This window comes from Pedobacter sp. KLB.chiD, assembly GCF_047040275.1.
Taxonomy (GTDB): domain Bacteria; phylum Bacteroidota; class Bacteroidia; order Sphingobacteriales; family Sphingobacteriaceae; genus Pedobacter.
In genome coordinates, this window is the sequence record NZ_CP178207.1 from 2,656,947 (window position 1) to 2,681,750 (window position 24,804).

Sequence of the window (24,804 nt, forward strand, 5' to 3'; positions counted from 1 at the left end):
TTTTAATTCCATTTTAAGATGAGATATTTACTTTTGTCGGATGCTTAAGATTGGAATAGCTGAAGACGACCCCAAAATTGCTGAACTTTTGAAGTCGGCACTTGAAGAAAACGATTATCAGGTACTTACTGTAGCCAATGGCATTGATGCACTAAATCTTTTCTTATGTGAAAGTTTTAATCTCCTGATTATCGATATCATGATGCCAGGCTTAAACGGTATACAGCTTTGTAAGCGCCTCAGAGAAAATGCATTGCAAACCCCGATACTCATGCTTACCGCAATGGGTACCGTTGATGATAAGGTTACCGGTTTAGAGGCCGGTGCCGATGATTACCTTGTAAAACCCTTTCACCTGAAGGAACTTTTGGCCAGGCTTATCGCACTATTGCGAAGGCAGCCACCTATTGAAACTAAAACAGGCCATAAATTATATTTTGAAGACCTTATACTTGATACCTATAGCAAAGATGTAAGCCGCGCAGGTAAACCGATCGAATTAAGTGCTAAAGAATTTATCCTGCTGGAACTTTTTATGCGCAACCCAAACCGCTTGCTCTCGAGACAATTTATAGCCGAGCAGGCCTGGGACATCAGCTTCGAAACCGGAACCAATGTAATCGATGTGTACATCAATTTTCTGCGCAAAAAAATCGAAAAGGGTTTTGAACGCAAACTCATCCATACCAAAATCAATATGGGATATATCCTGAAGTAAATGAAAATAAAGGATCGCATAGCACTGTATTTTACACTGATCAGCACTTCAATGCTTTTTGCGGTGCTTTGTACAGTGTATTTTACCTTTATGAAATTTTTGGAGGCCGATTTCTTCGAACGCCTAACCGATCGCACAATGGTTACCGCTAAACTGTACCTCGAAGCTGATGAAATCAGTCGAGATGCATTGAACACGGTGCGCCATAAATACCTTCAAAAATTAAACAGCGAAGTAATCCGTGTTTATGACCAAAAGGACAGGGCCACTTTCATCGGCGATACTGCACAGTATTGGACCCCTGCCACCATTGATCAGGTACGCCGGAAAGGCCGTTTAAAATATACGGATGGTCAGCGACAGGTAGTGGGTATTTATTATCAAGATAATCAGGGCGACTTCGTCATCCTTGCTTCGGCTAACGACCAGGGTTCACACAAGAGGCTCGGCAAACTGCTGAAGATCATGGCTTTTATCTTTATCCTGATTTCACTCCTGGTATTGCTGTTAAGCAGGTGGGTTGCGCAGAAAATGCTGAAACCGCTGCAGAAATTTATGCTTGAGGTAAAGCAGGCCAGCGCTCACAACATGGAATTCAGGGTAGAAGAAAATAAGAATAAAGACGAAATTAACCTTATTGCCCAAAGTTTTAACCATTTAATGGAAGAGCTGGAACAGGCTTTTATCCTGCAGAAAACCTTTGTGGCCAATGCCTCACACGAACTTCGGACGCCTGTTACCCGGATCATGATGAACGCCGAATTGGCACTATCAAAAGAAAGAGATCAGATTGCCTATCAAAAAGTGATCGCTTCGATGCTGGAGGATGCCGAAAAAATGGAACACATCATTACCGGTTTAGTGGCGCTGGCAAAAATGGATCTTGATCTGATCAATTCGCAACTTGCTCCGATCCAACTTAATGATCTGCTTACCAAGATCCAAAACGAATGGAAAGCGCAAAAAAGCCTTAAGCTTAACATTTCTTATCAAAACCCCATTGATTCAAAACCCGAGCTATTGGCAAATGCGACTCTGCTACAGATTGCCCTGGATAATATCATTTCTAATGCTTTTAAATTTTCCAATAACCAAGAAGTAAATGTTCTGATAGAAGTGATTAACGATCAATTGTTTATCCATATTACCGATTATGGATCTGGTATTCTACCAGATGATCAGACAGCTATTTTTAAACCTTTTTATACCCGTGCAAAAAAACAGGGCCAACATGGCGAAGGCATGGGACTTTATATGGCCAAAAAAATTATCGATCTGCTTAAAGGCGAGATCACCATTAAAAATCTGGAACATGGCGGTTGCACCTTTACCGTGAAGCTGGCTAAACTTTAGTGGCTATTGATTATTTCTTTCCAATTTCACCACTCGGTCGTCACACCGAATTCATTTCAGGGTCTTAACCGCAACATAGGTGCTGAAATAAATCTGATAGCTTTCGGATCAGCAAAACGATTAGCGTTCCAACTTTAATCCCCTTTTAAGTCCGATTTAATCCCCTTTTAATGTGGCAAAGATAGCTTTGCTGATATGATAAGGATATTTTCATGGCTCATTCTTTTTTGGGCATTAACAATCCGTGCAGCTTTCGCACAAAGCGATACATTAAGCTTAAATTTAAGCCAGGCCAAAAGCCTCTTTTTAAAGAATAATTTCGATTTGTTGGCCAGTAATTATGAAATTGATCTGGCCAAAGCAGAAATCATTACAGCCAAACTTTTCGAAAATCCAACGTTAGAATACGAAAACCTTTTTTACAATAAGGACACCAGGAAATTCCTGCAAACCTCTTATGCCCATGGCCAGTATGCCGGATCTATTTCCCAACTGTTTAAACTCGCGGGCAAGCGCAACAAGAATATTAAACTGGCCCAAACCGGCGTTAAAATGGCCGAATACGAATATTTTGACCTGATCAGAACACTGAAATTTGAACTCGAAAATACTTTTTACAAAACTTACTTCGCCGCACAATCCGTTAAAGTGTATCAGGAGCAGATCAGCTCTACCGATCAGCTGGCGAGCGCTTACCATCTTCAGTTAAAAATGGGCAACGTTGCTGCAAAGGATGTCATCAGGATTAAATCATTATCGATCAACCTCAAAGCAGAACAGGCTGAACTATTGAATGATCTGGAAGATTATTATAAAGATTTGAAGTTGTTCTGTGGAATCAGCGCTTCCACTTCAATTACTTTGGTTTTAGATCAATCAGTACTTAACTCCCCTGCTGTAGATAAAATTCCCTACCAGGCATTACTTGATTCGGCCAGGCTTAACCGCGCCGACCTAAAACTGGCCAAAACCAACCTGCTTTATCACGAACATAATTTAAAGCTGCAAAAAGCACAGGCCATTCCTGATATAGAAATGGGCATGAGTTACGATCTAAAAGGCAATTATCCTGAAAAATACACTGGCTTGGGGATTAAAATTCCGATTCCGCTTTTCTCCAGGAACCAGGGAGAAATTAAAAAGGCACAGATTGGCATAACCGCAGCAGCTGTCAATATTAAAAAACAGGAAGCTATACTGGAGCATGAGGTATTTAACAGCTATAAGACCGCGCTACGTAATGAAAAATTGTGTGCCGGGATTGATCCTGCTTTAAGTACCGACTTCAATATACTTGTTTCCGGTCTGATCAAAAATTTTAAGGCAAGGAATGTTAGCCTGATCGAATTTTTGGACCTCTACGATGCCTATAAAGAAAATACGCTTCAGCTTAATAAACTCCAATCCGAAAGAATGAGTACACGCGCTGAACTCAATTACGTAACCGGTTCTAACATCTTTAAATAAATCTTATGCAAAATCTCTATCAAAAGTCGATACTCATTGCGGCAATCAGTTTATTCTTTGCTTGTAGCGAACACAAAACGGCCGCAACAACCGATAAATTTGCCATTACCGATTCTTTGATCAGCCGATTACTCATCGATACTGTGCAACAGGCAAACGGCAAAACCGAACTGATGTTTTCGGCTAAAATTACTGCAAATGAAGAACGAAGATCGGAACTTTTCCCAATGGTAAGCGGAACGGTAAACCGTGTTGCGGTAAGATTGGGCGATCAGGTTTCGAGCGGACAGACACTGGCTACGCTCAGCAGTTCTGAAATGGCAGGTTTTGATAAAGAAGTGATAGCCGCTAATGCCGAACTTAAAAATGCAGAAAGAGCCGTAAAACAGGCCGAACAACTTTTTCAGAGTGGCTTATCATCAGCCAAAGAACTGGAAGAGGCAAAAAATGACTACCAGATCAAAAAAGCAGAGGCAAAAAGGGCCAGTTCCGTATTAAAACTCAATGGTGGTAGCAGTACAGGATTGTATGCAATTAAGTCGCCGATTAGCGGTTTTGTGATCGAAAAAAATGTTACGCAGAACATGCAGTTGCGTGGCGATAACGACAAAAGCCTTTTCACCATTGCCGATCTCTCCAATGTATGGGCCATGCTCAATATTTACGAATCGGATATTTCAAGGGTTAAAGCGGGTGATGAGGTGAGTTTATCAACCCTATCCTATCCAAACCAGGTTTTTAAAGGAAAAATAGAGAAATTATATAACCAGGTTGATCAGGACAGCAAAGTCATGAATGCCAGGGTCGTGATCCCAAATCCAGGCTTTTTGCTCAAACCAGGCATGCTTGGAACAGTAAAGGTTTCTGCAAATTCGGCCGTCGATCTTCCGGTTTTAAACTCGAGGGCCGTAATTTTCGATGAAAACAAAAATTATGTACTCGTTCTGGGGCCGGATCATAAAGTGAAGATCCAGGAAATCGAAATAGGACGTAAAACTGCTGATAAAACCTATATCAGCAAAGGTGTGCAGGCCGGCGACCGCATTATTGCCTCTAAACAGGTTTTCTTGTTCGAAAGCTTAAAAACACAATAACATCTTTCCATTACCTAGATTTTAAAAATGAATAAATTCATAAAAAGCATTATCGGCTTTGCACTGAAGAATAAATATTTCATCTTTTTTGCCACTTTTATCTTAATACTTGCTGGCTATCTAAGCTTCAAACATACTACGATTGATGCCTTTCCTGATGTAACCAATACCAACATTACCATTATAACCCAATGGCCGGGCCGTAGTGCCGAGGAGGTAGAAAAATTTGTGAGCAGACCTTTGGAAATTGCCATGAACCCTACCGAAAAGCGGACCAGCATCCGGTCTTCCTCCCTGTTTGGCTTATCCATCGTAAAGGTTAGTTTTGAAGATGATGTAGATTATGCCGAGGCACGTGTTCAGGTAAATAACCATCTGGATGAAGCCGATCTGCCCGAAGGGATCAACCCTGAAGTGCAGCCGCCATATGGGCCAACCGGAGAAATTTTCCGTTATACCCTAACAAGTGATACTAAATCGGTCCGGGAATTAAAAACCTTGCAGGATTGGGTGATCCAACGCGAACTCTTATCCGTCTCGGGCATTGCCGATGTAGTTAGTTTTGGTGGTGAGGTTAAAACTTACCAGATCACAGTCGATCCGCAGAAGGCAATTCAATATGGTGTGAGTGCAACCGAACTTTTCGAAGCGGTATCCAGGAGTAATATCAATGTGGGCGGCGATGTGATTGTGCAGAGCGGTCAGGCTTATGTGGTACGTGGTATCGGCGTGCTCAACAATATCGACGAAATCAGAAATGTGGTAGTTGATAACATCAACGGCACCCCAATTTATGTAAAAACCATTGCCGATGTAGCAGAATCTGCTTTACCTAAATTGGGTCAGGTTGGCCGGGATAGGGATCCAGATGTGGTAGAAGGCATTATTGTCATGAGAAAAGGTGGAAATCCGAGTGAGGTCATTGCAAGATTAAAAGAAAAGATCAATGCCATCAACAGCACCATTTTGCCTGATGATGTAAAGATCAAACCTTTTTACGACCGCGAAGACCTGGTTAATTACGCTGTACATACGGTTATGGGCAATATGCTCGAAGGGATTTTATTTGTCACCTTAATTGTATTCCTTTTCATGGCCGATTGGCGCACTACCTTAATCGTTTCGATGATTATCCCGCTGGCGTTACTTTTTGCTTTTATCTGTCTCAAACTAAAAGGTATGCCAGCCAACCTGCTATCTATGGGGGCTATAGATTTTGGGATTATTATAGATGGTGCGGTGGTAATGGTTGAAGGGATTTTCGTGGTATTAGATGCCAAAGGCAAAAAACTGGGTATGGAAAAGTTCAATAAAATGAGCAAACCCGGTTTTATCAAAAAAGCTTGTCTCGAAAACGGAAAAGGCATTTTATTCGCCAAACTGATCATTATAACAGGTTTGCTTCCCATTTTCACATTCGAAAAGGTTGAAGGCAAAATGTTCTCGCCATTGGCCTGGACCTTAAGTTTTGCCTTATTGGGTGCGTTGATTTTAACCTTTACCCTGGTACCTGCCATGGCCAGTGTACTGTTGAAAAAAAATGTAAAAGAAAAGCACAATATCTTTTTGGAGTGGATTACCAAAGCTACACTTAAATTTTATGACATCTGCTTCAAAAAAAAGAAACTCGTTTTTGGTATTTCCATATTTATACTTTTGTTAGGTGCTTTTAGCTTTAAATTTTTAGGTACGGAATTCCTGCCGGGTTTAGATGAAGGTTCCATTTACGTGCGTGCTACCGGACCATTAAGTATTTCATTGGATGAAACCAAAAAACTTTCAAATGAGATGAGGAAAATCTTTTTAAGTTTTGAGGAAGTAAAACAGGTGATGTCGCAAACCGGCCGACCGAATGACGGAACGGATGCTACCGGTTTTTATAACATGGAGTTTCATGTGGATATTTATCCGCGGAAAGAATGGAAACGTAAACAAAGCAAAGAACAACTAATTGAACGCATGCAGGAGAAATTAAAGAGTTTTCCTGGTATCAGCCTCAATTTTTCGCAACCCATTTCAGATAACGTTGAAGAAGCGGTTTCAGGTGTAAAGGGTTCCATTGTGGTAAAGTTATTTGGGGAAAACTTTGAATACATTGAACAGGAAGAGGAGAAAATAGAAAATATTTTAAAAACGGTTGATGGTATCGAAGATCTGGGTATTTTACGAAATCTTGGCCAGCCCGAACTGCAGATCAACCTCGATCAGAAAAAAATGGCTTTGTATGGGGTAAGTACGGCAGATGCCAATGCCGTAATTGAAATGGCCATTGGCGGTAAATCCGCTACGCAGATTTATGAAGGCGAACGCAAATTCGACCTCATTATCCGTTATCCCGAAGATTTTAGAAACGATGAAAGTTCGATCGGTAAATTACGTGTACCTACCCTTTCCGGTTCAAATGTTCAATTGGGCGAAATATCAGGCATCAGTAAGATTACGGGGCCTAGTATGATTTACCGTGATAAACATAAACGTTATGGGGCTATAAAATTCTCGATCCGCGGCAGGGATATGGGCAGTGTAATTGCCGAAGCACAGCAGAAAATAAATGCAAAAATCAAATTACCGCAAGGGTATCAGCTAGAGTGGGCTGGCGATTTCGAAAACCAGCAAAGAGCCATTGCCCGGTTATCGCAGGCCGTTCCGGTAAGTTTATTACTGATATTTTTTATCCTCTTTGTACTGTTCGGCAACATTAAAGATGCTTTATTAGTATTAAATAATGTCCCTTTTGCCATGATTGGTGGCATTTTAGCCCTCCTGGCTGCTGGCGTAAACTTTAACATTTCTGCAGGAATTGGTTTTATCGCATTATTTGGCATCTGTGTGCAAAACGGTGTAATTCTGATTACCCGTTTTAAAACCAACATCACAGAACTGAAATACCACCCCAACTGGACTTTTACAGATGCCATGCGCGATGGAATTGCCAGCAGGTTCAGACCGGTATTGATGACGGCTTTAATGGCCGCTATCGGTTTGATGCCTGCAGCACTTTCTACCGGAATCGGCTCAGAAGCTTCAAAACCATTAGCCATCGTAGTAATCGGTGGATTGATTACCAATACTTTATTCAACCTTTTTGTTTATCCGATCGTATTTTATTGGTCGTATCGCAAACAAGTAAATAAAATGACCCCGGTGCGGCTCAATGACGGAAAAATGTAAACCGGACGATGTCATTTACCAGCGATTTATCATACTACACAATGATAAATCGCTAAAAGGTCCTGCTAACCTTACGTCCTTAACGAAGGCGCTTTGGATTGATGTTTTTGCTTCTGGTAAAATAGCATCAAACCATGCTCAGATTTTGCTTATGATACTGTTGATATTTTACTATTTCATTTAAGGATAAATTGTTAAATTGCCTTTATCTAATTTAAACCGATCTTAATGAAAAATTCTATCTCATGCATCATTATTGATGATGATCCTACCGCAATTAACATTTTGCAAGATCATATTGCAGAAATGCCCAGGTTAAAAGTTAACCGTGTTTTTACTAAACCAATAGAAGCACTAACCGAAATCAATACAGAAAGCCATAAACAGCTGATCTTTTTGGATATCGATATGCCGGCAATGTCGGGCCTGCGACTTGCTGATAACCTTAAGCACAAATCACACAACATTATTTTTACAACCTCCTATCCGGAATTTGCACTGGATGCTTTTAAGGTTAGGGCAAAACATTACCTGTTAAAGCCTTTTAACGTCGGAGATTTCGCCTTAGTGGTTAATGAAGTACTTGCCGAGTGTTACGATGCACAGCATCTGGTAAGTGAAAACGAAGGTGCATTTTTCTTACGCACCAATGGCGAACGTGGCAGACTGACCAAAGTACTCAAAAAAGATATCATTTACCTTCAGGGATCAAATAATCATGTACACATTTACACACCGACAAATAATTATTCTGTATACATGACCATTAAGGAAATGGAGGAAAAACTCCAGGATAATGGGCACTTCTACCGGGTTCACAAATCATACATGATTAACACCAACTATGTAAGGGAAATCAACGGGCACAAAATCGACCTTGGAAAGTACGAAGTACTCATGACCCCACAATACAAAGAGGCATTTATGAATTATATTGAAAACCAAACCCTGATCTCCAAACGTTTAAGGAACTAACATTTGCAAATCTGAATGAGTGGTCATTGTTGTGATCACAGTCATTGTACTTGTAGTCGGATCACTCTTTTGAAAGCGCATATTAGCTGCTCTTTGTGAACGGAAAACAAACACAGTTTTCCGGGTCGTTTTTAGGTCTATTATTTTTTTCATAAGCGAAAATTAGCCGCCTCAAAACCATCAAAAGACTACATTACGCAAAGCAATTGTTGACTGTTGTGAAACCAAATTTTAACCAAAGAAAAAATGGAAAACTGGCTTAGAAATTATCGCTGGCATATTATTGCATGGGCTACCTTTATTCTTTATGAATATATACTGGTCTCCTTAATTCTTAAAATAAATGCCACTATATTGAGCTATTGTATTCACTACATTATTAATATAACACTTTTCTACATCCATGCCGAATGGGTATTGGGAAAACGTTTGAAAGCACAAAAACCTGCTTATTTAAGTATAATCGTATTAACAATAGTTGAAATATTGACTTATACTTTAATTGCATACTTTACAGACCGTTCACTTTCAAAATCGGCCATAGTTCCTATTAACAAGCTCACAGACTGGAAGTTTATGTCTTCAACACTCTGGCGGGGAATCTACTTCATGTTATTTTCAACAGCTTATTATTTTATTAAAAGTTATATTCATCAGAAAAACCGGACAACTGAACTCGAAAAAAAGGCAATAGAAGAAATATTGAAGCAAAAGCAAATAACACTTGAACTGGCCAATGCTAAAAATGCCTACCTTAAAGCACAAATCAACCCGCATTTCTTATTCAATACCTTAACTTATATCTATAACAGTACCCACAAAAGTGAGCCTCGTGCCGCAGAAGCGGTGCGATATCTTTCTAAACTGATGCGTTACGCATTGGAATGTGAACATGGCCCGGAAATTATGCCACTTGAAGCAGAAATCCGCCAGGTAGAAAATCTTCTTCAGCTTTGCAGAACTAAACAGCCTGACTTATTTATAGACTTTGTTTATGATCAGAAAATCGAATCGACCAAGGTAATTCCATTACTTTTACTTACCCTAACCGAAAACATGGTTAAACATGGAAATCTCAGCCAGCCCGAAGATCCCGGAAAAATTATCGTAAAGTTACAGGATGGACAGTTTAGTATTCAAACGAGTAACCTGATTAATACAGGGCTCAATGATACAGGTTTCCATACCGGCCTGGAGAACATCCGGCAAAGATTACTTCATACTTACGCAGACAAGGCAGCACTCTCCTCAAATCCGAAAGGCCAATATTTTGAAGTGCTCATCATCATTAACTTACTTGAAACCAACTAAAACTATATTCTACTTAAAGCTAAATGAGGCTTGAATTTGAAACAAGTATCCAGCTAACTTGGTTCTTAGCCGTTAAAATTTACAGCGCAGCTTTCTTGCAGCACTGTAAATCACAATCATCCGAACCTTAAACAAGGTTCACAAAATTTTCTCCTAAAAATTCATTTTCAAACGAACTAAACTTAGAGGTTCTTTACCTCAAATCCTCTGTAACTAAGCATCTCGGCGTTATGCGAAACAGTTAAACGGAGTTTTAATCTTGCTATAATTTCTTTGGCTTGTGCAATATTCCGATGTATATCGTTTATTCCCCTGATCTCGATACCACCTGGCATTAATTTAAATTTGCTGGGTTCAAATTTATCAATAAACTGCTGTAGGTCTGGACTGATTTTTACCTGATTGCTTTGCATAATTAATTTAGTTGTATGGCCGCAAAGCAACACAATCTGTTTTAAGTTATGAGCAGTTCAGTGTTAATTTATTAAAAAATGTTGATGCAGCATTTTTCAAATTCAATTGATTATAACACCGTGAAACCGCGTTTTTTTTTAATCAAACATATAATTATTAACAACCTTCGCTGACATAAACATGATATTTGCTTAACGCTCAGATCATGTATAGCTAATAGTTTTGCATAAATAAAAACTCATGCGTACCATAAAAAGACTGAACAAATTACGCTATTACTTTTTTACTGCGATATCAATACTGCTGTTGGCACTCATTTTTAATTTTAGCTTTACCAAAACTGATGGATTCCTCATTTTAAACCAGTTTCATCCTGTATGGCTGGATATTTTCTTTAAATATATCACAAACCTCGGAGATGGCCTGATCAGTATCCTGGCTGCTACCATTCTGATTTCGTTGCAAAAAAAGAAAAAAGCAATGGCAGTTGCTCTTGCTTACATTTATTCGGGCTTGCTTATCCAAATCGCCAAAAGAATATTTCACCTGCCACGACCCAAATATTTCTTTGAGCAAACTTTATTCCCCTATACCCATTTTGTTGAAGGGGTAAGCACGCACAATCAGAATTCTTTTCCTTCAGGACATACTGCATCAGCTTTCGCCTTGGCAACAGTATTGGTCCTGGTTTTTAAGAAAAAGAAAATTTCTTTTTGTTGTTTATCTTTTGCTTTTTTAATTGGCTATTCACGGATATACCTGGCACAACATTTTCTTATTGATGTATTTTTTGGTGCAATAACCGGTATCATTTGTGCAATCGTGAGTTATCACCAAGTTTACGATCTTAAACTTTTCAGATCAGCTAAGCTGAACAAACGATATAAACAGCTTAAAATTGCCAGTCGGCCTACCGCTATTTAAGTGAAACAAATACCTATTAAATTATGGCTCTTTATAATGGTCATGATAATGATCAAAATGATCATCGCTTCCACCTTAGCACTTGGAAATGATGAGGTATATTACTGGACATATGCATTAAATCTCCAATGGAATTATTTCGACCATCCTCCGTTTGTAGCATGGTTGATCAGGACAACAACAGCAGATTTATATCTCCACAACGAATTGGCAGTCCGGCTTGGAGCCATAATATCTTCTTCAATAGGTACTATCATCGTATATCAAACGGGTAAACTTCTCCTAAACGAGCGTGTGGGCTGGTTTTCCGTTTTGCTTTATTCTTCCTCCTTTTATTGCAGCGTCATTGCCGGTACATTTATTTTGCCAGATAGCCCCCAAATGGTTTTCTGGCTGTGGGGTATCTATTTATTGCTTAAAATGACCAGATCCATTCAGCAGGGTTTACCCCCGTTAAACATCTGGTGCTGGTTTGGGTTGGCTGCAGGCCTTTGTATGATGTGTAAGATTCATGGCATCTGCTTATGGGTAGGCATCATCATGTTTGCGCTGTTTAATAATAGAAAATTATTGCTACAAAAGGGCTTGTATGTTTCTATGCTGATAAGCTTGGTTACCATATCTCCCTTAATCATCTGGAACATCCAGCATCATTTTATTACCTATACCTACCACAGTAACCGGGTTAGTGTTTTCCATGCTCGTTTAAACCCATTAGCTTTTGCCAGAGAAATTGGCGGACAACTATTTTACAACAATCCCATTGTTTTTTTTCTGGCCTGGATGGCAGTTTTTAGTTTCATCAAAACCAAAAATCAACATCTTAAGAACGAAATACAATTATTATTGTGTTGTGTACTTCCACTTATTGTTACGCTTATTTTTCTTTCCATTTTCAGAGATACTTTACCACACTGGTCTGGCCCGGCATACAGCTGTTTAATATTTCTTTCTGCATTGAAACTGAAATCTTTTAACCTGCCAAAAGTAAAAGCCGTTATTGGTGCAGGGATACTGTTTTTCTTGTTGGTGGTATGTGCGGGTATATTTGCGATTAATTTTTATAAGGGTACATTTTCAACACATAAAGATGCTATAAAATTGGGTATGGGCGATCCCACTTTGGATTTATACGGCTGGAAGGAAACCGGAAAAATGATTGATTCCATTCATCACGTGGATCAGTTATTAGCACAGCATAAACCAGTCTATACCATTGTAGTTACAAAGTGGTTTCCTGCGGCCCATTTAGATTTTTATGTCAGCAGCGAAACTGGTTTGCATACTTATGGCATTGGAGAAATATTCGATCTTCATCAATATTACTGGTCTAACCAAAGCAAACCAAAATTAACAGCGGGCGACAATGCGTATTACATTTTACCTTCCAATCTTTACGATGAAAACAGCATCAATTTGATAAAGTCTCAATTTAAGAGTTGTACACCACCAATCATCCTCCCCATTTTCAGGAATGGCGCTGTATGCAAAAATATTTTGTTATTTAAGTTAAATGGTTATAAAAAATAGCACAATAGCAATGATAACAGTAAATTCTTGATATAGATAGTGTACATTAATTGCGCATAAGCTAAAAAAGCATTAAATTAGCTTAGAAAAGCTGCTCCGATGGCTGATAGCGAACCTCTTTTTCATAATAAACGATGTGCAATAATAAAATATATCCGCTCAGCACGCTTTTCCTGGTACTTTTTTTCAGTTCTTTATCTTCAACAGGACAAATTGTACTCCAGGATAAGAACTTTCATGTAGACACTAAAGTATTTTCAAAAACGGATTCGGGATCACTGAAATTGGATATTTATTATAGTGGAAAAATAAAAGAAACCAGGCCAACGGTGCTTTTCATATTTGGTGGTGGTTTTGTAATGGGACGCAGAGATAGCAAATTATTTGATCAGTATTTTAACACGCTAATTGCACATCAATATAAAGTAGTTTCAGTTGATTATCGGTTGGGCCTAAAGGGAAAAAAATTTCCAAGTCCGTTTAATACCGCTAACTTAAAAGCAGCAATCGATACCGCTACAGCAGATGTTTTTGATGCAACAGCTTATCTGATCAGAAATGCGAAAGACCTGGGTATCGATACAGCCATGATCATCTTGTCAGGATCAAGTGCGGGCGCCATTACGGCACTGCATGCCGACTATAACAAGCGGAATTCCACCGCGTTATCTACCAAATTACCAGGAAATTTTCAATACAAAGGTGTAATTTCTTTTGCCGGGGCAATATTAAGTTATCATGGCGCCCCGAAATATGCCATACCACCAGCACCCACAATGCTTTTCCACGGCACGGCCGATAAACTTGTACCCTATAACAAAGTGAGATTGCTCAACAGGGGCTTTTTTGGCTCCAGATATCTTGCTAAAACCTTTAAAAAGAACGGATATCCATATTATTTCCAGTATGTGCAAAACATGGGCCATGAAATAGCTGGTTCGCCAATGGTTGAAAACTTACCTGATATCCTCTGGTTTATAGATAATTACATTATTAAACATAAACGCTACTTTATGGAAGTAGATTTTAAAGATGCGGACAAAAAACCCACGTTTAACATTCCCCCTTCTTTAATAAAGAGGTAGCCTCAGTCATATCGTTTCTATTGTTTTTCCAGTTCGAGCAGGGCAACGATAGGCAAATGATCCGAGGCATAACGTTCGGGAATAACCTCGTGGGAAACAATTTTAAAAGGATTCCCGGTTTTAAAACCAATATGATCAATGGTCTTCCGCGGATTGATCACTGGAATGGTAAAACCACAATCGCTACATGTTCTGGTAAAATTCGCATCAAATATCCCAATGCTTTCCGAACCTGGCTCAGCATTTAAATCGCCGGCAAGAACTAAAGGTAAGGTTTCTTTTGCTGTTAACCGGTTGATCTCTTTAGTCTGAAGGATACGGTTATCTTCAGAACGTTGTGCATCAAGATGGGTAGAAGCAAAACGGATAAAAAGCCCATCGGCAATTTTTACGGTTGCAATAGCCAAAACCCTTTGCTCTGCTTTGGCTTCATTATTTTTGGGCAGCTTAAAAGTCTGTTGTTCAGATAAAGGAAAACGCGATAAAATGGCTACACCATAATCGCCTCCGTCATGGTCAATTGCTTTGCCAAAATAAAAATTCATCTTCAATTGGCTTGCCAATAAAACAGCCTGGTTAATATTACCCGATCTTCTGGTGTTCACATCTACCTCTTGCAGGGCTACCAGATCTGGTTTTTGCTTTGCAATTACTTTGGCAATGGCATCAACATCGATCACACCTTCTTTTTGTTTTGATGGCGGATTGCAATGGTGAATATTATAAGACATAACACGCAATACTTTACTCCGCTTTGATTCAACCTGATGGTTGATTTTGGATGAACAAGCACCTAAAAAACAAATACCGAAGATTAAAAGAGGGAATAATTTCATTTTGATTGAACTCATAAATAAAAGCAGATTTCGTCAGGGTTAATATCAGCAACTGATCGCTTTATCCTAACAGATCAATTTTCATGCGCTCCGGCCTCTCCGGTTAGTATACGTTCCATCTCTATCATCATCTGCTCGGCCAGCCGTTGTTTAGCTTGTAATTTCGCTAAGTAAGCATCTGCGAATGTTACTTCGAGCTCCTCCATGATAAAGGCGTACTTTGCCTTAAGTTCTATAAGATCGATCTGAAGCTTTTCTGACAGGTTTTGCATAACACAAAGCTAAAAAAAGCGAGGCTAATTTTAGTGAACTGGTTTTATTTTCTTTTTTTAAAGGAAATAAAAAATCTTTTGAAACAATCCACTAATTTTCTGGTTTATTAAATGATTCCGGCGTGGTTTCCGGAATAGATTTGTTTGGTTAGTTGATTAGGGATCACCCTCAAAGTGAATCCCTTTTTTTTTAACGCTGGCTATCAATGGCATAATCAGGCAATATTTTCTAAATTCAATATTTAAATCAAAATTAGTTAATGGAAGAAATCAGATGGGGCATTATTGGCTGTGGCGATGTGACTGAAGTAAAAAGCGGACCTGCTTTTAATAAGGTAAACAAATCCAAACTTGTTGCGGTAATGCGCCGAGACGGCGCAAAAGCTGCTGATTATGCTCAACGGCATCATGTACCTAAATGGTATGATGATGCGGATCAACTGATTAACGATCCTGAGGTGAATGCGATTTATGTTGCTACCCCACCCTTACAACATGAAGCTTACACGATTCAGGCCTTAAAAGCCGGAAAGCCCGTATATGTGGAAAAACCCATGACTTTGGATGCCGATGCTGCCCAACGCATGACTGATACCGCCAACAAATTAAAAGTAAAGCTTTGTGTAGCACATTATCGGCGTGCTCAACCCATGTTCTTAAAAATTAAAGCGCTGTTAGATACACATTTGATCGGCGATGTACGTTTAGTCCGGTTAAAAATGCTTCAATCGCCTAATCCGGCTCTCGTTGCAAAAACAACCGATAATTGGCGGATTAACCCAACTATTTCTGGTGGTGGTCTGTTTCATGATCTGGCACCACATCAACTAGACCTGATGACTTATTATTTTGGCGCAGTAAGAAATGCCATGGGCCTGGCCACCAGGCAACAGGTAAATACTAAAGCTGATGATCTGGTTGTAGGGAATATTCTTTTTGAAAGTGGAGTTGTTTTCAGCGGCAACTGGTGTTTCTCCGTAGCGCCACAAGATCAGGCAGATCTCTGTATCGTCTATGGCTCAAAAGGTTACATCAGTTTTCCCACGTTTGGTAACATAATTACAGTTGCAATTGATCAATTAACTGAAGAATATGCATTTGAACCTTTACAACATGTACAACAACCCATGATTGAAAAAGTGGTTGATTACTTTTTAGGCAAAGGACAAAATCCATGCAGTGGTGAGGATGCCCTGATTACCATGAAGTTAATGGATGATTTTACAAAAAAGTAAAGCGAATACATCTGATAAAACGCGATCGTAATTCACTTTACTACCCCAACCAATAATTCTTGCCAACGGGCATTTCAATACCAGCCAGCTATGAGCATTCAGATCATAACCACTTCATTTACCAACTGCAACATTTCTCGGGGCACTTAATATGAATTGATCTAAAGTTTTGAAAGCAAAAGACTTACAGAGGCCCGCTTTTGATAGTTGGGATCGAAATGTACATATTTAATTTTTCCTGAACGATCAATAATATAAGTTGCCGGTACGGGCAGGGTATGTCTGGTATTTCCGTTGTTTTCTTCCAAATTTATTCCAAATCCCTTGTATTTGGTAAATGTACCCTCGTCCATGACAAAGTTTACACGGTAGGCTTTCATTATTTCATCATCTTTATCCTGAAGGATTGAAAAGCCTGCACTTGTTTTTGCAATGGTTTTAGCAATATTTTCTTTTGTTTCGGGAGTTACACCAATAATATAAGCATCTTTCTTCGTTAATAAGTTTAATGAGTCTTGCAGTTCCTTAATGTGTTTGTTGCAATAAGGACACCATTGTCCGCGGTAAAAAAATAAAACCACATTACGATGCGCTTTAAGTGCATTCTGTAAGGCCACTGTTTTGCCGTTTTGATCTATTCCGCTAAACCCCGGCGCTTTATCTCCCTCTTTCAAACCTTGTTGTGCCTTTGTTTGTAATGATAATACAACAGCTATTGCCGCAATTAAAATCGTTTTTTTCATTTCTGTTTTTATATTTTTTATCTCTTAGTCGAACCAAAATCATTAACCTTACAGCAAAAAATCAATTTTTATTGATTTCCATTTTAATCTTCTCGTTTAACCTTTTCTTAAAGTCATCATCAAGTTTAAAATCATTGTTCCCGAAATTTGTAAACACTTTATTTATCAATATACTTTGTTGCTGATAGATCCTGCATAAGCCACAACCAACCAAATGAATATGCAACTGTAGGCGCTCCACTGGCGTAATGTTTCCAACTATTTTCTTTTCAGTTAAAAAAGTTGCCTGCTTGCAGTTATTGATCATATTTTCAGTACACTCATCATATCAGTTCCAGTTTTTTTGAATACAGGCCCTCAGGTTAACTTTCGTCCGGTGCATGATCACCCAAAAATTAGCATTGGTAAGCTTCAATTCTTTACAGATCAGTTCTGAGGATAAATCGTCAATGTGTTTCATTGAAAACACGGAAAACCATAAACCAGGAAGTTTAGCCAGGCAATCATTTAATATATTTCCCAGTTCTTTCATCATCAGAGGATTAGAAGCGTCTAAATCAAATGTCCTCGGATAATCTTTTTCGGTCCAGTGCCCTGATGCAGCATCAAAAAAATCATTCCATTCATTTCCAATACTCATCACCGTTAAACTATTACTTGAACGCTTTCGATAAAAATCGGCTATCTTGTTTTTAAGAATTGCCGTTAGCCATGTTTTCTCTTTACTATTGCCCTTAAATTCGTCTAATTTCTGCAAAGCTGCTAAAAACGTATCCTGGACTAAATCTTTAGCTGCATTTTCATCCCTCGTTCTCGATATTGCAAAGCCAAAAAGGTAATCGGCATATTTTTCTACCCAGCTTAACGGGTGCAAATTAAGGTGGTGAACTGCATCGTGCTTATCGCTTTCGTATGGCATATTTTATTATTAACTCCTATAAATATAATGTTAGTCGTAAGAATGGAAAGATCCTTACAGATTATTTTAGATTTTTTAGAAAGGTTTACGTGGAGATATCCTAAAAATTTTAAAAAAACCACTTCAATTTAAAGTAATTTCTAAAGTTGTACGTCTACAGCTCATAACAAACCTAAAAAAAATCTATATGATAGCCGTTTTCAAAACAAATGTATCTACAGACAGCGAATTAAACGTCATCAGTCCACTACTGAACAGACATTTCAAAGAAATTAAGTGGAATATCGATTTATGGGATGCCGATAAAATCCTTCGTGTAGATTCGCCAAAAGACTGGACGAAAGAAATCACCGAACTTTTTAACAGTATTGGTTTAAATTGTATCAACCTGGAAGTTTTCCATTCAGCGCCTTTTTAACCACAGCATTAATTTCAAGATAACAATCTTTACTTATCAGTCAGATGGCAACGTCTGACTGCACATTTGCCGGTAACAATATCTCAAAGTTTACATCTTCCCTTTTAGCTTTAGGCAATTTGTAATAGATTATCATTAAATTGCCTCATCTATTGCATCCATTCCTAATGAAAGAAATTACCGATATTGTAAAGGCATACCAAAAGGCGACTAAAGAAAATAGAAAAACAGCTCTGGCAACTGTGGTTAAGGTAGAAGGCTCTGCCTATCGCAGGCCAGGTGCAAGGATGCTCATTACTGAAGATGGCCAGTTAACAGGCGCCATTAGCGGTGGATGTTTAGAGGGCGATGCCTTGCGAAAAGCGCTTTCAGCGATAATTCAACAGGAAAATAAGCTCATTACTTATGATACCACTGATGAAGATGATGCTAAATTTGGAGTCCAGCTGGGCTGTAATGGCATTGTCCATATTTTATTCGAACCCATTATAGAAACGGATGGCTTAAATCCGATTGCTATTTTAACTGCTTTGAAAAGCCAAAGGGAGAGTGCTGTGTTGGCCACATTTTTTTCACTGAGCAATAGGCATCAACTGGGTACCGGGCTGCTTTTCAGAAATGAACCTGTTCTTTCTAAAATCCCAAAATCAATCAGCGATGAAGTAATTGAAGATATTCAGGAAGTTTTTGAAAATAAAATTTCAGCATTTAAGGTTTATAAACAAAATAATCAACAGATTGATACCTTTTTGGAATTTATAAAACCACCTATTTCATTAATGATAGCCGGTGCAGGTAATGACGCACAACCTTTAGCCGAAATGGCTTACCAGTTGGGTTGGGAAGTAACAGTAATCGATGGTAGACCAACACATGCTACGCCTCAACGTTTTCCAAATGCAACCAGAATTGTAGTAAGTAAACCGGAAAATGTTCTTTCTCATATTCAGATTGATGAGCAAACGGCCTTCGTACTCATGACACATAATTACAATTATGATCTCGAACTGCTTCAGCAACTACTAGCGACGAACGTGCCGTATATTGGTACTTTAGGGCCAAAGAAAAAGCTGCTCAGGATGTTAGATGAACTGAATTTGGCAACATCTGAAAACGAGATACGGGTGCATGGTCCGATCGGGCTTGATATTGGTGCAGAAACTGCAGCAGAAATTGCTATTTCTATCCTGGCAGAAATCAAATCTGTTTTTACCGGTGCTTCGGTTATGTTTTTAAAAGATAAGAAAAAACCGATTCATGTTTATGGATAAAATGTAATTAGCATTGAAAACGGGTATCATCATATTGGCAGCTGGCAATTCCTCACGTTTGGGGAAACCAAAACAGCTTTTGGACTATAAAGGAAAAACACTCTTGCAAACCGTAATCGATGAAGCTTTAGCAACAGATTGCAAACCCGTTATTACTGTTTTAGGTGCGCATGCTCAGGAAATAGCGGCACAGCACAGGCACAATGAAATCAGAATTGTTATAAATGAAAACTGGGAAAGCGGAATGGGCTCAAGTATTGTTGCCGGCCTGTCAAGCATAATCAAAAATAACAGCGAAGTAGAAAGTATTATTATCGCTGTGGCCGACCAGGCTTTCATAAAAAAGAGTAACTTTAATAACTTAATTGAAAAGCAAAAAGAAACAGGTAAAAATATCATTGCCAGTGCGTATAACAATGCAATAGGAACCCCTGTTCTTTTCAAAAAAAACTACTTTGAAGCGCTTTTATTGCTCAAAGGCGCGGAAGGAGCAAAAAATATATTGAAACAATATTCAGAAGATCTGGAAACAGTGGTTTTTGAGCAAGGAGGGATTGATATTGATACAGAAACAGATTATAATCATTTAATTAGCCGGCAATGATAACAGATTCTTTTGGAAGAGTACACGATTACCTGCGGATATCGCTTACCGATAACTGCAATTTTCGCTGTTTTTATTGCATGCCCGAAGAAGACTACGATTTTACTCCTGCTTCGCGGCTCATGCAAACCAACGAAATTATTAAACTGGCGGAGATTTTCGTGGCCAACGGCGTAAAAAAAATCAGGCTTACAGGTGGCGAACCTTTGGTAAGAAAGGATGCTGCTCAAATTATTGCGGCGCTGGGCAAACTTCCGGTAGAACTGGTAATGACCACAAACGGAACCCGCATTGCTGAAATGTTGCCTGTATTAAAAGAAGCAGGCATTAAAACCATTAACATCAGTCTGGATACCTTACAACCTGAAAAGTTTTTTATGATCACCAGAAGGGATGTTTTCCATCAGGTACGCGGCAATATCGAACTTCTTTTGCAACATAAAATAAGGGTGAAAATAAATATGGTTGTGATGAAAGGCCTTAACGACAATGAGATCAATGATTTCATCAGTTGGACTAAATATAATCCCATCCAGGTCAGGTTTATTGAGTTTATGCCTTTTAGTGGTAATAAATGGACAAGCAACCAGATGTTTTCTTTGAGTGAAATACTGGCTGCGATTGAAAAAGATTTTTCGATATTACCTGTTAAGGGTGAAGCCCATGATACGGCCAAAAATTACATGATTCCCGGCCACGAAGGTTCGTTTGCCGTTATCAGCACCATGACCCACCCTTTTTGTAACACCTGTAACCGCATGCGCCTGACTGCGGATGGAAAATTAAAAAACTGCCTGTTTTCGGACAATGAAACCGATCTGCTTAGCAAATTGCGTCAAAATGAAGATGTACTTCCATTCATCCAATCGGCCATTTGGAGTAAAAAGAAAGCATTAGGCGGACAATTGGTAAGTGATTTCGAAAAAATTGATGCAACTACCCTACAAAACAGAAGTATGATTACCATTGGAGGATAATTTTTTCATGATTAGCGTTAAAGAAGCAAAACATCTCATTTCTCAAAACATCATTACGCTAAATCCCATTTCAATTGATGTGGCAAAAGCATCTGGCCATATTCTTGCGGCCAATGTTTATGCAAAATATGACATTCCTGCATTTAATCAATCGTCAATGGATGGTTATGCATTAAAGTTTGAAGATCATCGGCAAGAGCTCCGTTTAATTGGCGAAATGGCTGCCGGAACAGGAACCAAGATTACCATCCAAAATGGCGAAACCAGCAGAATTTTTACCGGTGCTCCGCTACCTGAAGGTGCCGATACCGTTGTAATGCAGGAAAAAGTCAGGAGAATTGATGGAAAAATCACCTTACATGATCCAAATTTAAAAATGGGATTAAATGTACGTGATCGGGGTTCGGAGATTAAGGCCGGGGCATTGGCAATGGAAAAAGGAGATTTGCTTAGTCCGGCGGCTATCGGCTTTCTGGCAGGGATAGGCATAAATGAAATTAGTATTTATCCCATGCCCAAGATTTCGATTATTGTAACCGGAAAGGAATTACAACAACCAGGGGAAGTGCTGGAATTTGGGCAGGTGTACGAGTCGAATTCCTATTCGCTGTCTGCTGCTTTAGAACAGGAAGGTATTGAACAAATTGTAGTTTACAAATCCGATGATGACCTTGATATCCTTAAAAAAGTATTACAAACTGCACTGACAAACAGCGATGTTGTACTGCTTACCGGCGGCGTAAGTGTAGGCGATTATGATTTTGTAATTGAAGCAGCTTCACATTGCGGCATCAAACAGATTTTCCATAAAGTGAAACAGAAACCTGGCAAACCGCTTTTTTTTGGAACAAAGGATCAAAAACTCATATTCGGACTCCCTGGCAATCCCTCATCTGTACTCAGTTGCTATTATAATTATGTATTACCAGCAATTAAAGCTTTATCTCATCAAAGCAACAGTGTAATAGCGGTTGAGGCCAGGCTTACTCATGATTATACTAAACCTTTGGGATTAACCCATTTCCTGAAAGGTAAATATGAAAATGGGCTGGTTACCCCACTTCGCGCGCAGGAATCTTACCGGTTAAGCTCTTTTGCACAGGCCAATTGCCTCATCTGCCTCGATGAGGCAAAAGATCACTTCAAACAAAACGAAATGATAACCGTATTGATTTTACCTGGCTAAACCATGCAAGAAAGCTTTATCCTCTTTTACTGTTTACTTTTTATAGTTGCTTTTTTATATGCTTCGGTTGGGCATGGCGGGGCCAGCGGCTATCTTGCACTTATGGCAATTTTTGCCATTTCGCCATCCATTATGAAACCCACAGCGCTATTGCTCAACCTGTTTGTTTCTTCCACTTCTTTTATCCAGTTTTACCGTGGTGGTCATTTTAAATGGAAAATCTTTTGGCCTTTTGCACTGGCCTCCATCCCGCTTTCTTTTATTGGTGGTATGATGGTCATTCAAAGTGCGATTTATAAAAAGATTTTAGGATTACTTCTACTGATCCCGGTTATCCGTTTTTTCTTTTTTAAAAACACTGCTTCTAAAGATTTCAGATCCTCAAATATTCCCTTATCGCTTACTATTGGAGGCATCATCGGTTTACTTTCGGGTATGATCGGTATTGGTGGAGGAATTATCCTTTCTCCCATCCTACTGCTTTTAAAGTGGACAGATCAAAAACAGACCGCAGCCATCAGTGCAGCATTTATTTTTGTTAATTCAGTTGCTGGTTTAGGTGGTCAGCTTATTAAAGGTTTCGAATTTAACGGTCATATGCTCGCTTATGTGGGAGTAGCTTTTGTTGGAGGCATTTGTGGCGCTTACTTTGGTGCCTTGAAATTTCCACAAACTGTTTTAAAAAATGTGCTGGCTTGTGTATTGGCTCTGGCTGCTTATAAACTATTATTTACGTACGCCTGACAGGAAATACCTTACCATTGTTTTATTATTTTTAAGTTTTGTTGTTAATGTGTAATCAAGCAGGCAGTTTACTATTAAAGGAAAGGTTAAAGCCCGTTCACCATCTCCCTAAACAATTTAAGCGCCTATAACTCCGTTAGTTGAGATAGTATGACAATTTTCAATCAATTTATACTACATAAAGTAGCATCTTAAAGGTAAATTAGCAGCATGGAAATTGAAATTATCAGTTTTGGCCAGATTAACGAATTCATCAATAATCAAAAAATTGAAGTTGATGGCATTGCTGACACCAATGCCTTTAAACAATACCTCGAAAACAGGTTTCCAGCTTTAAAGGATATAAAATACAAACTTGCCCTGAACAAGAACATTGTTCAACAAAATACAGAAATTACAAACCGGGCTACAATAGCCATTATGCCGCCATTTTCTGGTGGTTAAGAAATATGAGTGCAACGCGATACAACAGGCAGATTATCCTTAAAGGATTTGGCGAGGAAGCACAGCAAAAGCTTTTAAGGTCAAAAGTTCTGGTTATTGGTGCCGGTGGTTTAGGCTGCCCTGCATTGCAATATTTGGCTGCTGCAGGTATCGGCCATGTTGGTATTGTTGATGATGATACCATTTCATTGTCCAATTTACACAGACAAATTCTTTTTACCACGGCTGATATCGGAAAGCTGAAAGTAGAGATAGCGGCAAAGCGCCTGCAGGAAATGAATCCCCAGATTGGAATCGTCCGTCACCCCATCCGGTTGCAGAAAAATAATATCCTTGATATCTTATCCAGATATGATTACATATTAGATGGTACAGACAATTTCGAATCCAGATACCTGATTAATGACGCCTGTGCGCTCTTGAATAAACCACTTATATTTGCTGCAGTATCAGGTTTTGAGGGACAGTTAGCCTTATTTAATGTTCCTGATCAGTTCACTCCAGGCACTAATTACCGCGATATCTTTCCTATTCCACCCCATAGAGATGAAGTACCTAATTGTGCCGAAAATGGTGTTATCGGCGTATTACCCGGTATTTTAGGTACTATGGCAGCGGCAGAAACCATCAAACTGATCGCCAAAATCGGACTACCTTTGACTAATAAAATATTAAGCTACAATTTACTTACACAAGAACAATATACCATCAGCATCACCCATGGCGACGGTTATACGCTGCCTAAAACTGTTGATGAATTTCTAAAAATGGATTATCAGGACACAAGCGAAGGCCCGCAAGGCTACACAGAAATTGATGTTGCCGAACTGGCGAAACTTCAACAGTTGGAATCGACGATATTAATTGATGTACGCGAAAGACACGAAGTACCGGTATTGGATAAACAAATCTTTATACAGGTACCGATGTCGGAGTTTAGCACTTTTTTGGGCAAAGAATTTTACCAAAAACAGGTCGTTTTAATCTGCCAGCATGGCGTTAGAAGTGTAGCTGCAGCAGAGGCCATGCAGGAAAGATATGGTGATACCAAAAAGATTTACAGTTTAAAAGGTGGCATCATTAAATGGAAAGATCATTTTCTCAAATCTTAAC

25 protein-coding genes are annotated in these 24,804 nt (G+C 39.0%); 19 read left to right on the plus strand and 6 right to left on the minus strand.

The window, feature by feature from the left end; all coding sequences use genetic code 11:
* Positions 1-40: 40 nt before the first annotated feature.
* The 7 genes from ACK1I8_RS10860 (at position 41) to ACK1I8_RS10890 (ending at position 10,089) form a co-directional block, all read left to right on the plus strand.
* The gene (locus ACK1I8_RS10860) at positions 41-718 is read left to right on the plus strand and encodes a response regulator transcription factor (RefSeq protein ID WP_412465409.1); all 678 of its coding nucleotides are present in this window, start codon (positions 41-43) and stop codon (positions 716-718) included.
* Positions 719-2,071 (plus strand): ATP-binding protein, encoded by a 1,353-nt coding sequence (locus ACK1I8_RS10865; protein WP_412465410.1) that lies wholly within the window; start codon positions 719-721, stop codon positions 2,069-2,071.
* Between the two features lie 195 nt (positions 2,072-2,266).
* The gene (locus ACK1I8_RS10870; protein ID WP_412465411.1) at positions 2,267-3,538 is read left to right on the plus strand and encodes a TolC family protein; all 1,272 of its coding nucleotides are present in this window, start codon (positions 2,267-2,269) and stop codon (positions 3,536-3,538) included.
* A 5-nt stretch (positions 3,539-3,543) separates the two neighbouring features.
* Positions 3,544-4,632, plus strand: a complete 1,089-nt coding sequence (locus ACK1I8_RS10875; RefSeq protein WP_412465412.1) for an efflux RND transporter periplasmic adaptor subunit — start codon at positions 3,544-3,546, stop codon at positions 4,630-4,632.
* A gap of 27 nt (positions 4,633-4,659) precedes the next feature.
* Positions 4,660-7,803: an efflux RND transporter permease subunit gene (locus tag ACK1I8_RS10880; RefSeq protein ID WP_412465413.1), complete on the plus strand. Its 3,144-nt coding sequence runs from the start codon at positions 4,660-4,662 to the stop codon at positions 7,801-7,803.
* 228 nt (positions 7,804-8,031) lie between these two features.
* Positions 8,032-8,778, plus strand: coding sequence for a LytR/AlgR family response regulator transcription factor (locus tag ACK1I8_RS10885; protein WP_412465414.1), 747 nt, complete (start codon positions 8,032-8,034; stop codon positions 8,776-8,778).
* A 246-nt stretch (positions 8,779-9,024) separates the two neighbouring features.
* A complete protein-coding gene (locus tag ACK1I8_RS10890) occupies positions 9,025-10,089 on the plus strand; it encodes a sensor histidine kinase (RefSeq protein WP_412465415.1) in 1,065 nt (354 codons plus the stop codon).
* Positions 10,090-10,271: 182 nt separating this feature from the next.
* On the opposite strand, the gene ACK1I8_RS10895 is transcribed toward ACK1I8_RS10890, so the two are convergent.
* Positions 10,272-10,502 carry a hypothetical protein gene (locus ACK1I8_RS10895; RefSeq protein WP_412465416.1) on the minus strand — a complete coding sequence of 77 codons (231 nt, stop codon included), beginning with the start codon at positions 10,500-10,502 and terminating at the stop codon, positions 10,272-10,274.
* 241 nt (positions 10,503-10,743) lie between these two features.
* Here ACK1I8_RS10895 and ACK1I8_RS10900 point away from each other — a divergent pair, with 241 nt between their 5' ends.
* The 3 genes from ACK1I8_RS10900 to ACK1I8_RS10910 all read left to right on the plus strand — a co-directional run bounded on the left by ACK1I8_RS10900 (position 10,744) and on the right by ACK1I8_RS10910 (position 14,042).
* Positions 10,744-11,427 carry a phosphatase PAP2 family protein gene (locus ACK1I8_RS10900; protein ID WP_412465417.1) on the plus strand — a complete coding sequence of 228 codons (684 nt, stop codon included), beginning with the start codon at positions 10,744-10,746 and terminating at the stop codon, positions 11,425-11,427.
* Between the two features lie 48 nt (positions 11,428-11,475).
* Complete coding sequence (locus ACK1I8_RS10905) at positions 11,476-12,957, plus strand: ArnT family glycosyltransferase (RefSeq protein ID WP_412465418.1); 1,482 nt, start codon at positions 11,476-11,478, stop codon at positions 12,955-12,957.
* 134 nt (positions 12,958-13,091) lie between these two features.
* On the plus strand, positions 13,092-14,042 hold the full coding sequence (locus ACK1I8_RS10910; protein WP_412465419.1) for an alpha/beta hydrolase: 951 nt from the start codon (positions 13,092-13,094) through the stop codon (positions 14,040-14,042).
* A 17-nt stretch (positions 14,043-14,059) separates the two neighbouring features.
* Here the strand turns inward: ACK1I8_RS10910 and ACK1I8_RS10915 are convergent, their stop codons facing one another.
* The gene (locus ACK1I8_RS10915) at positions 14,060-14,773 is read right to left on the minus strand and encodes an endonuclease/exonuclease/phosphatase family protein (protein WP_412465420.1); all 714 of its coding nucleotides are present in this window, start codon (positions 14,771-14,773) and stop codon (positions 14,060-14,062) included.
* Positions 14,774-14,952: 179 nt separating this feature from the next.
* The gene (locus ACK1I8_RS10920; protein WP_412465421.1) at positions 14,953-15,150 is read right to left on the minus strand and encodes a hypothetical protein; all 198 of its coding nucleotides are present in this window, start codon (positions 15,148-15,150) and stop codon (positions 14,953-14,955) included.
* A gap of 260 nt (positions 15,151-15,410) precedes the next feature.
* Between ACK1I8_RS10920 and ACK1I8_RS10925 the strand changes: the two genes are divergently transcribed.
* Positions 15,411-16,385, plus strand: a complete 975-nt coding sequence (locus ACK1I8_RS10925) for a Gfo/Idh/MocA family protein (protein ID WP_412465422.1) — start codon at positions 15,411-15,413, stop codon at positions 16,383-16,385.
* 161 nt (positions 16,386-16,546) lie between these two features.
* On the opposite strand, the gene ACK1I8_RS10930 is transcribed toward ACK1I8_RS10925, so the two are convergent.
* The 3 genes from ACK1I8_RS10930 to ACK1I8_RS10940 form a co-directional block, all read right to left on the minus strand.
* On the minus strand, positions 16,547-17,128 hold the full coding sequence (locus ACK1I8_RS10930; RefSeq protein WP_412465423.1) for a peroxiredoxin family protein: 582 nt from the start codon (positions 17,126-17,128) through the stop codon (positions 16,547-16,549).
* Between the two features lie 61 nt (positions 17,129-17,189).
* Entirely contained in the window at positions 17,190-17,435 is a 246-nt protein-coding gene (locus ACK1I8_RS10935) for a hypothetical protein (protein WP_412465424.1), read from the minus strand.
* A 21-nt stretch (positions 17,436-17,456) separates the two neighbouring features.
* Entirely contained in the window at positions 17,457-18,047 is a 591-nt protein-coding gene (locus tag ACK1I8_RS10940) for a sigma-70 family RNA polymerase sigma factor (RefSeq protein WP_412465425.1), read from the minus strand.
* A 187-nt stretch (positions 18,048-18,234) separates the two neighbouring features.
* On the opposite strand from ACK1I8_RS10940, the gene ACK1I8_RS10945 reads away from it, so the two are divergent.
* The 8 genes from ACK1I8_RS10945 (at position 18,235) to ACK1I8_RS10980 (ending at position 24,803) form a co-directional block, all read left to right on the plus strand.
* Positions 18,235-18,465: a hypothetical protein gene (locus ACK1I8_RS10945; protein WP_412465426.1), complete on the plus strand. Its 231-nt coding sequence runs from the start codon at positions 18,235-18,237 to the stop codon at positions 18,463-18,465.
* Positions 18,466-18,632: 167 nt separating this feature from the next.
* Complete coding sequence (locus tag ACK1I8_RS10950) at positions 18,633-19,736, plus strand: XdhC family protein (protein ID WP_412465427.1); 1,104 nt, start codon at positions 18,633-18,635, stop codon at positions 19,734-19,736.
* Positions 19,737-19,749: 13 nt separating this feature from the next.
* Complete coding sequence (locus ACK1I8_RS10955; RefSeq protein WP_412465428.1) at positions 19,750-20,340, plus strand: NTP transferase domain-containing protein; 591 nt, start codon at positions 19,750-19,752, stop codon at positions 20,338-20,340.
* Positions 20,337-21,317 (plus strand): GTP 3',8-cyclase MoaA, encoded by a 981-nt coding sequence (gene moaA / locus ACK1I8_RS10960; RefSeq protein WP_412465429.1) that lies wholly within the window; start codon positions 20,337-20,339, stop codon positions 21,315-21,317. Before ACK1I8_RS10955 ends, moaA begins: the two co-directional genes overlap by 4 nt.
* Before the next feature lie 7 nt (positions 21,318-21,324).
* On the plus strand, positions 21,325-22,503 hold the full coding sequence (glp, locus tag ACK1I8_RS10965; protein ID WP_412465430.1) for a gephyrin-like molybdotransferase Glp: 1,179 nt from the start codon (positions 21,325-21,327) through the stop codon (positions 22,501-22,503).
* A 3-nt stretch (positions 22,504-22,506) separates the two neighbouring features.
* Positions 22,507-23,247, plus strand: a complete 741-nt coding sequence (locus tag ACK1I8_RS10970; protein WP_412465431.1) for a sulfite exporter TauE/SafE family protein — start codon at positions 22,507-22,509, stop codon at positions 23,245-23,247.
* A gap of 210 nt (positions 23,248-23,457) precedes the next feature.
* Positions 23,458-23,691, plus strand: coding sequence for a MoaD/ThiS family protein (locus ACK1I8_RS10975; RefSeq protein WP_412465432.1), 234 nt, complete (start codon positions 23,458-23,460; stop codon positions 23,689-23,691).
* Between the two features lie 5 nt (positions 23,692-23,696).
* The gene (locus ACK1I8_RS10980) at positions 23,697-24,803 is read left to right on the plus strand and encodes a ThiF family adenylyltransferase (protein WP_412465433.1); all 1,107 of its coding nucleotides are present in this window, start codon (positions 23,697-23,699) and stop codon (positions 24,801-24,803) included.
* Position 24,804 lies beyond the last annotated feature (1 nt).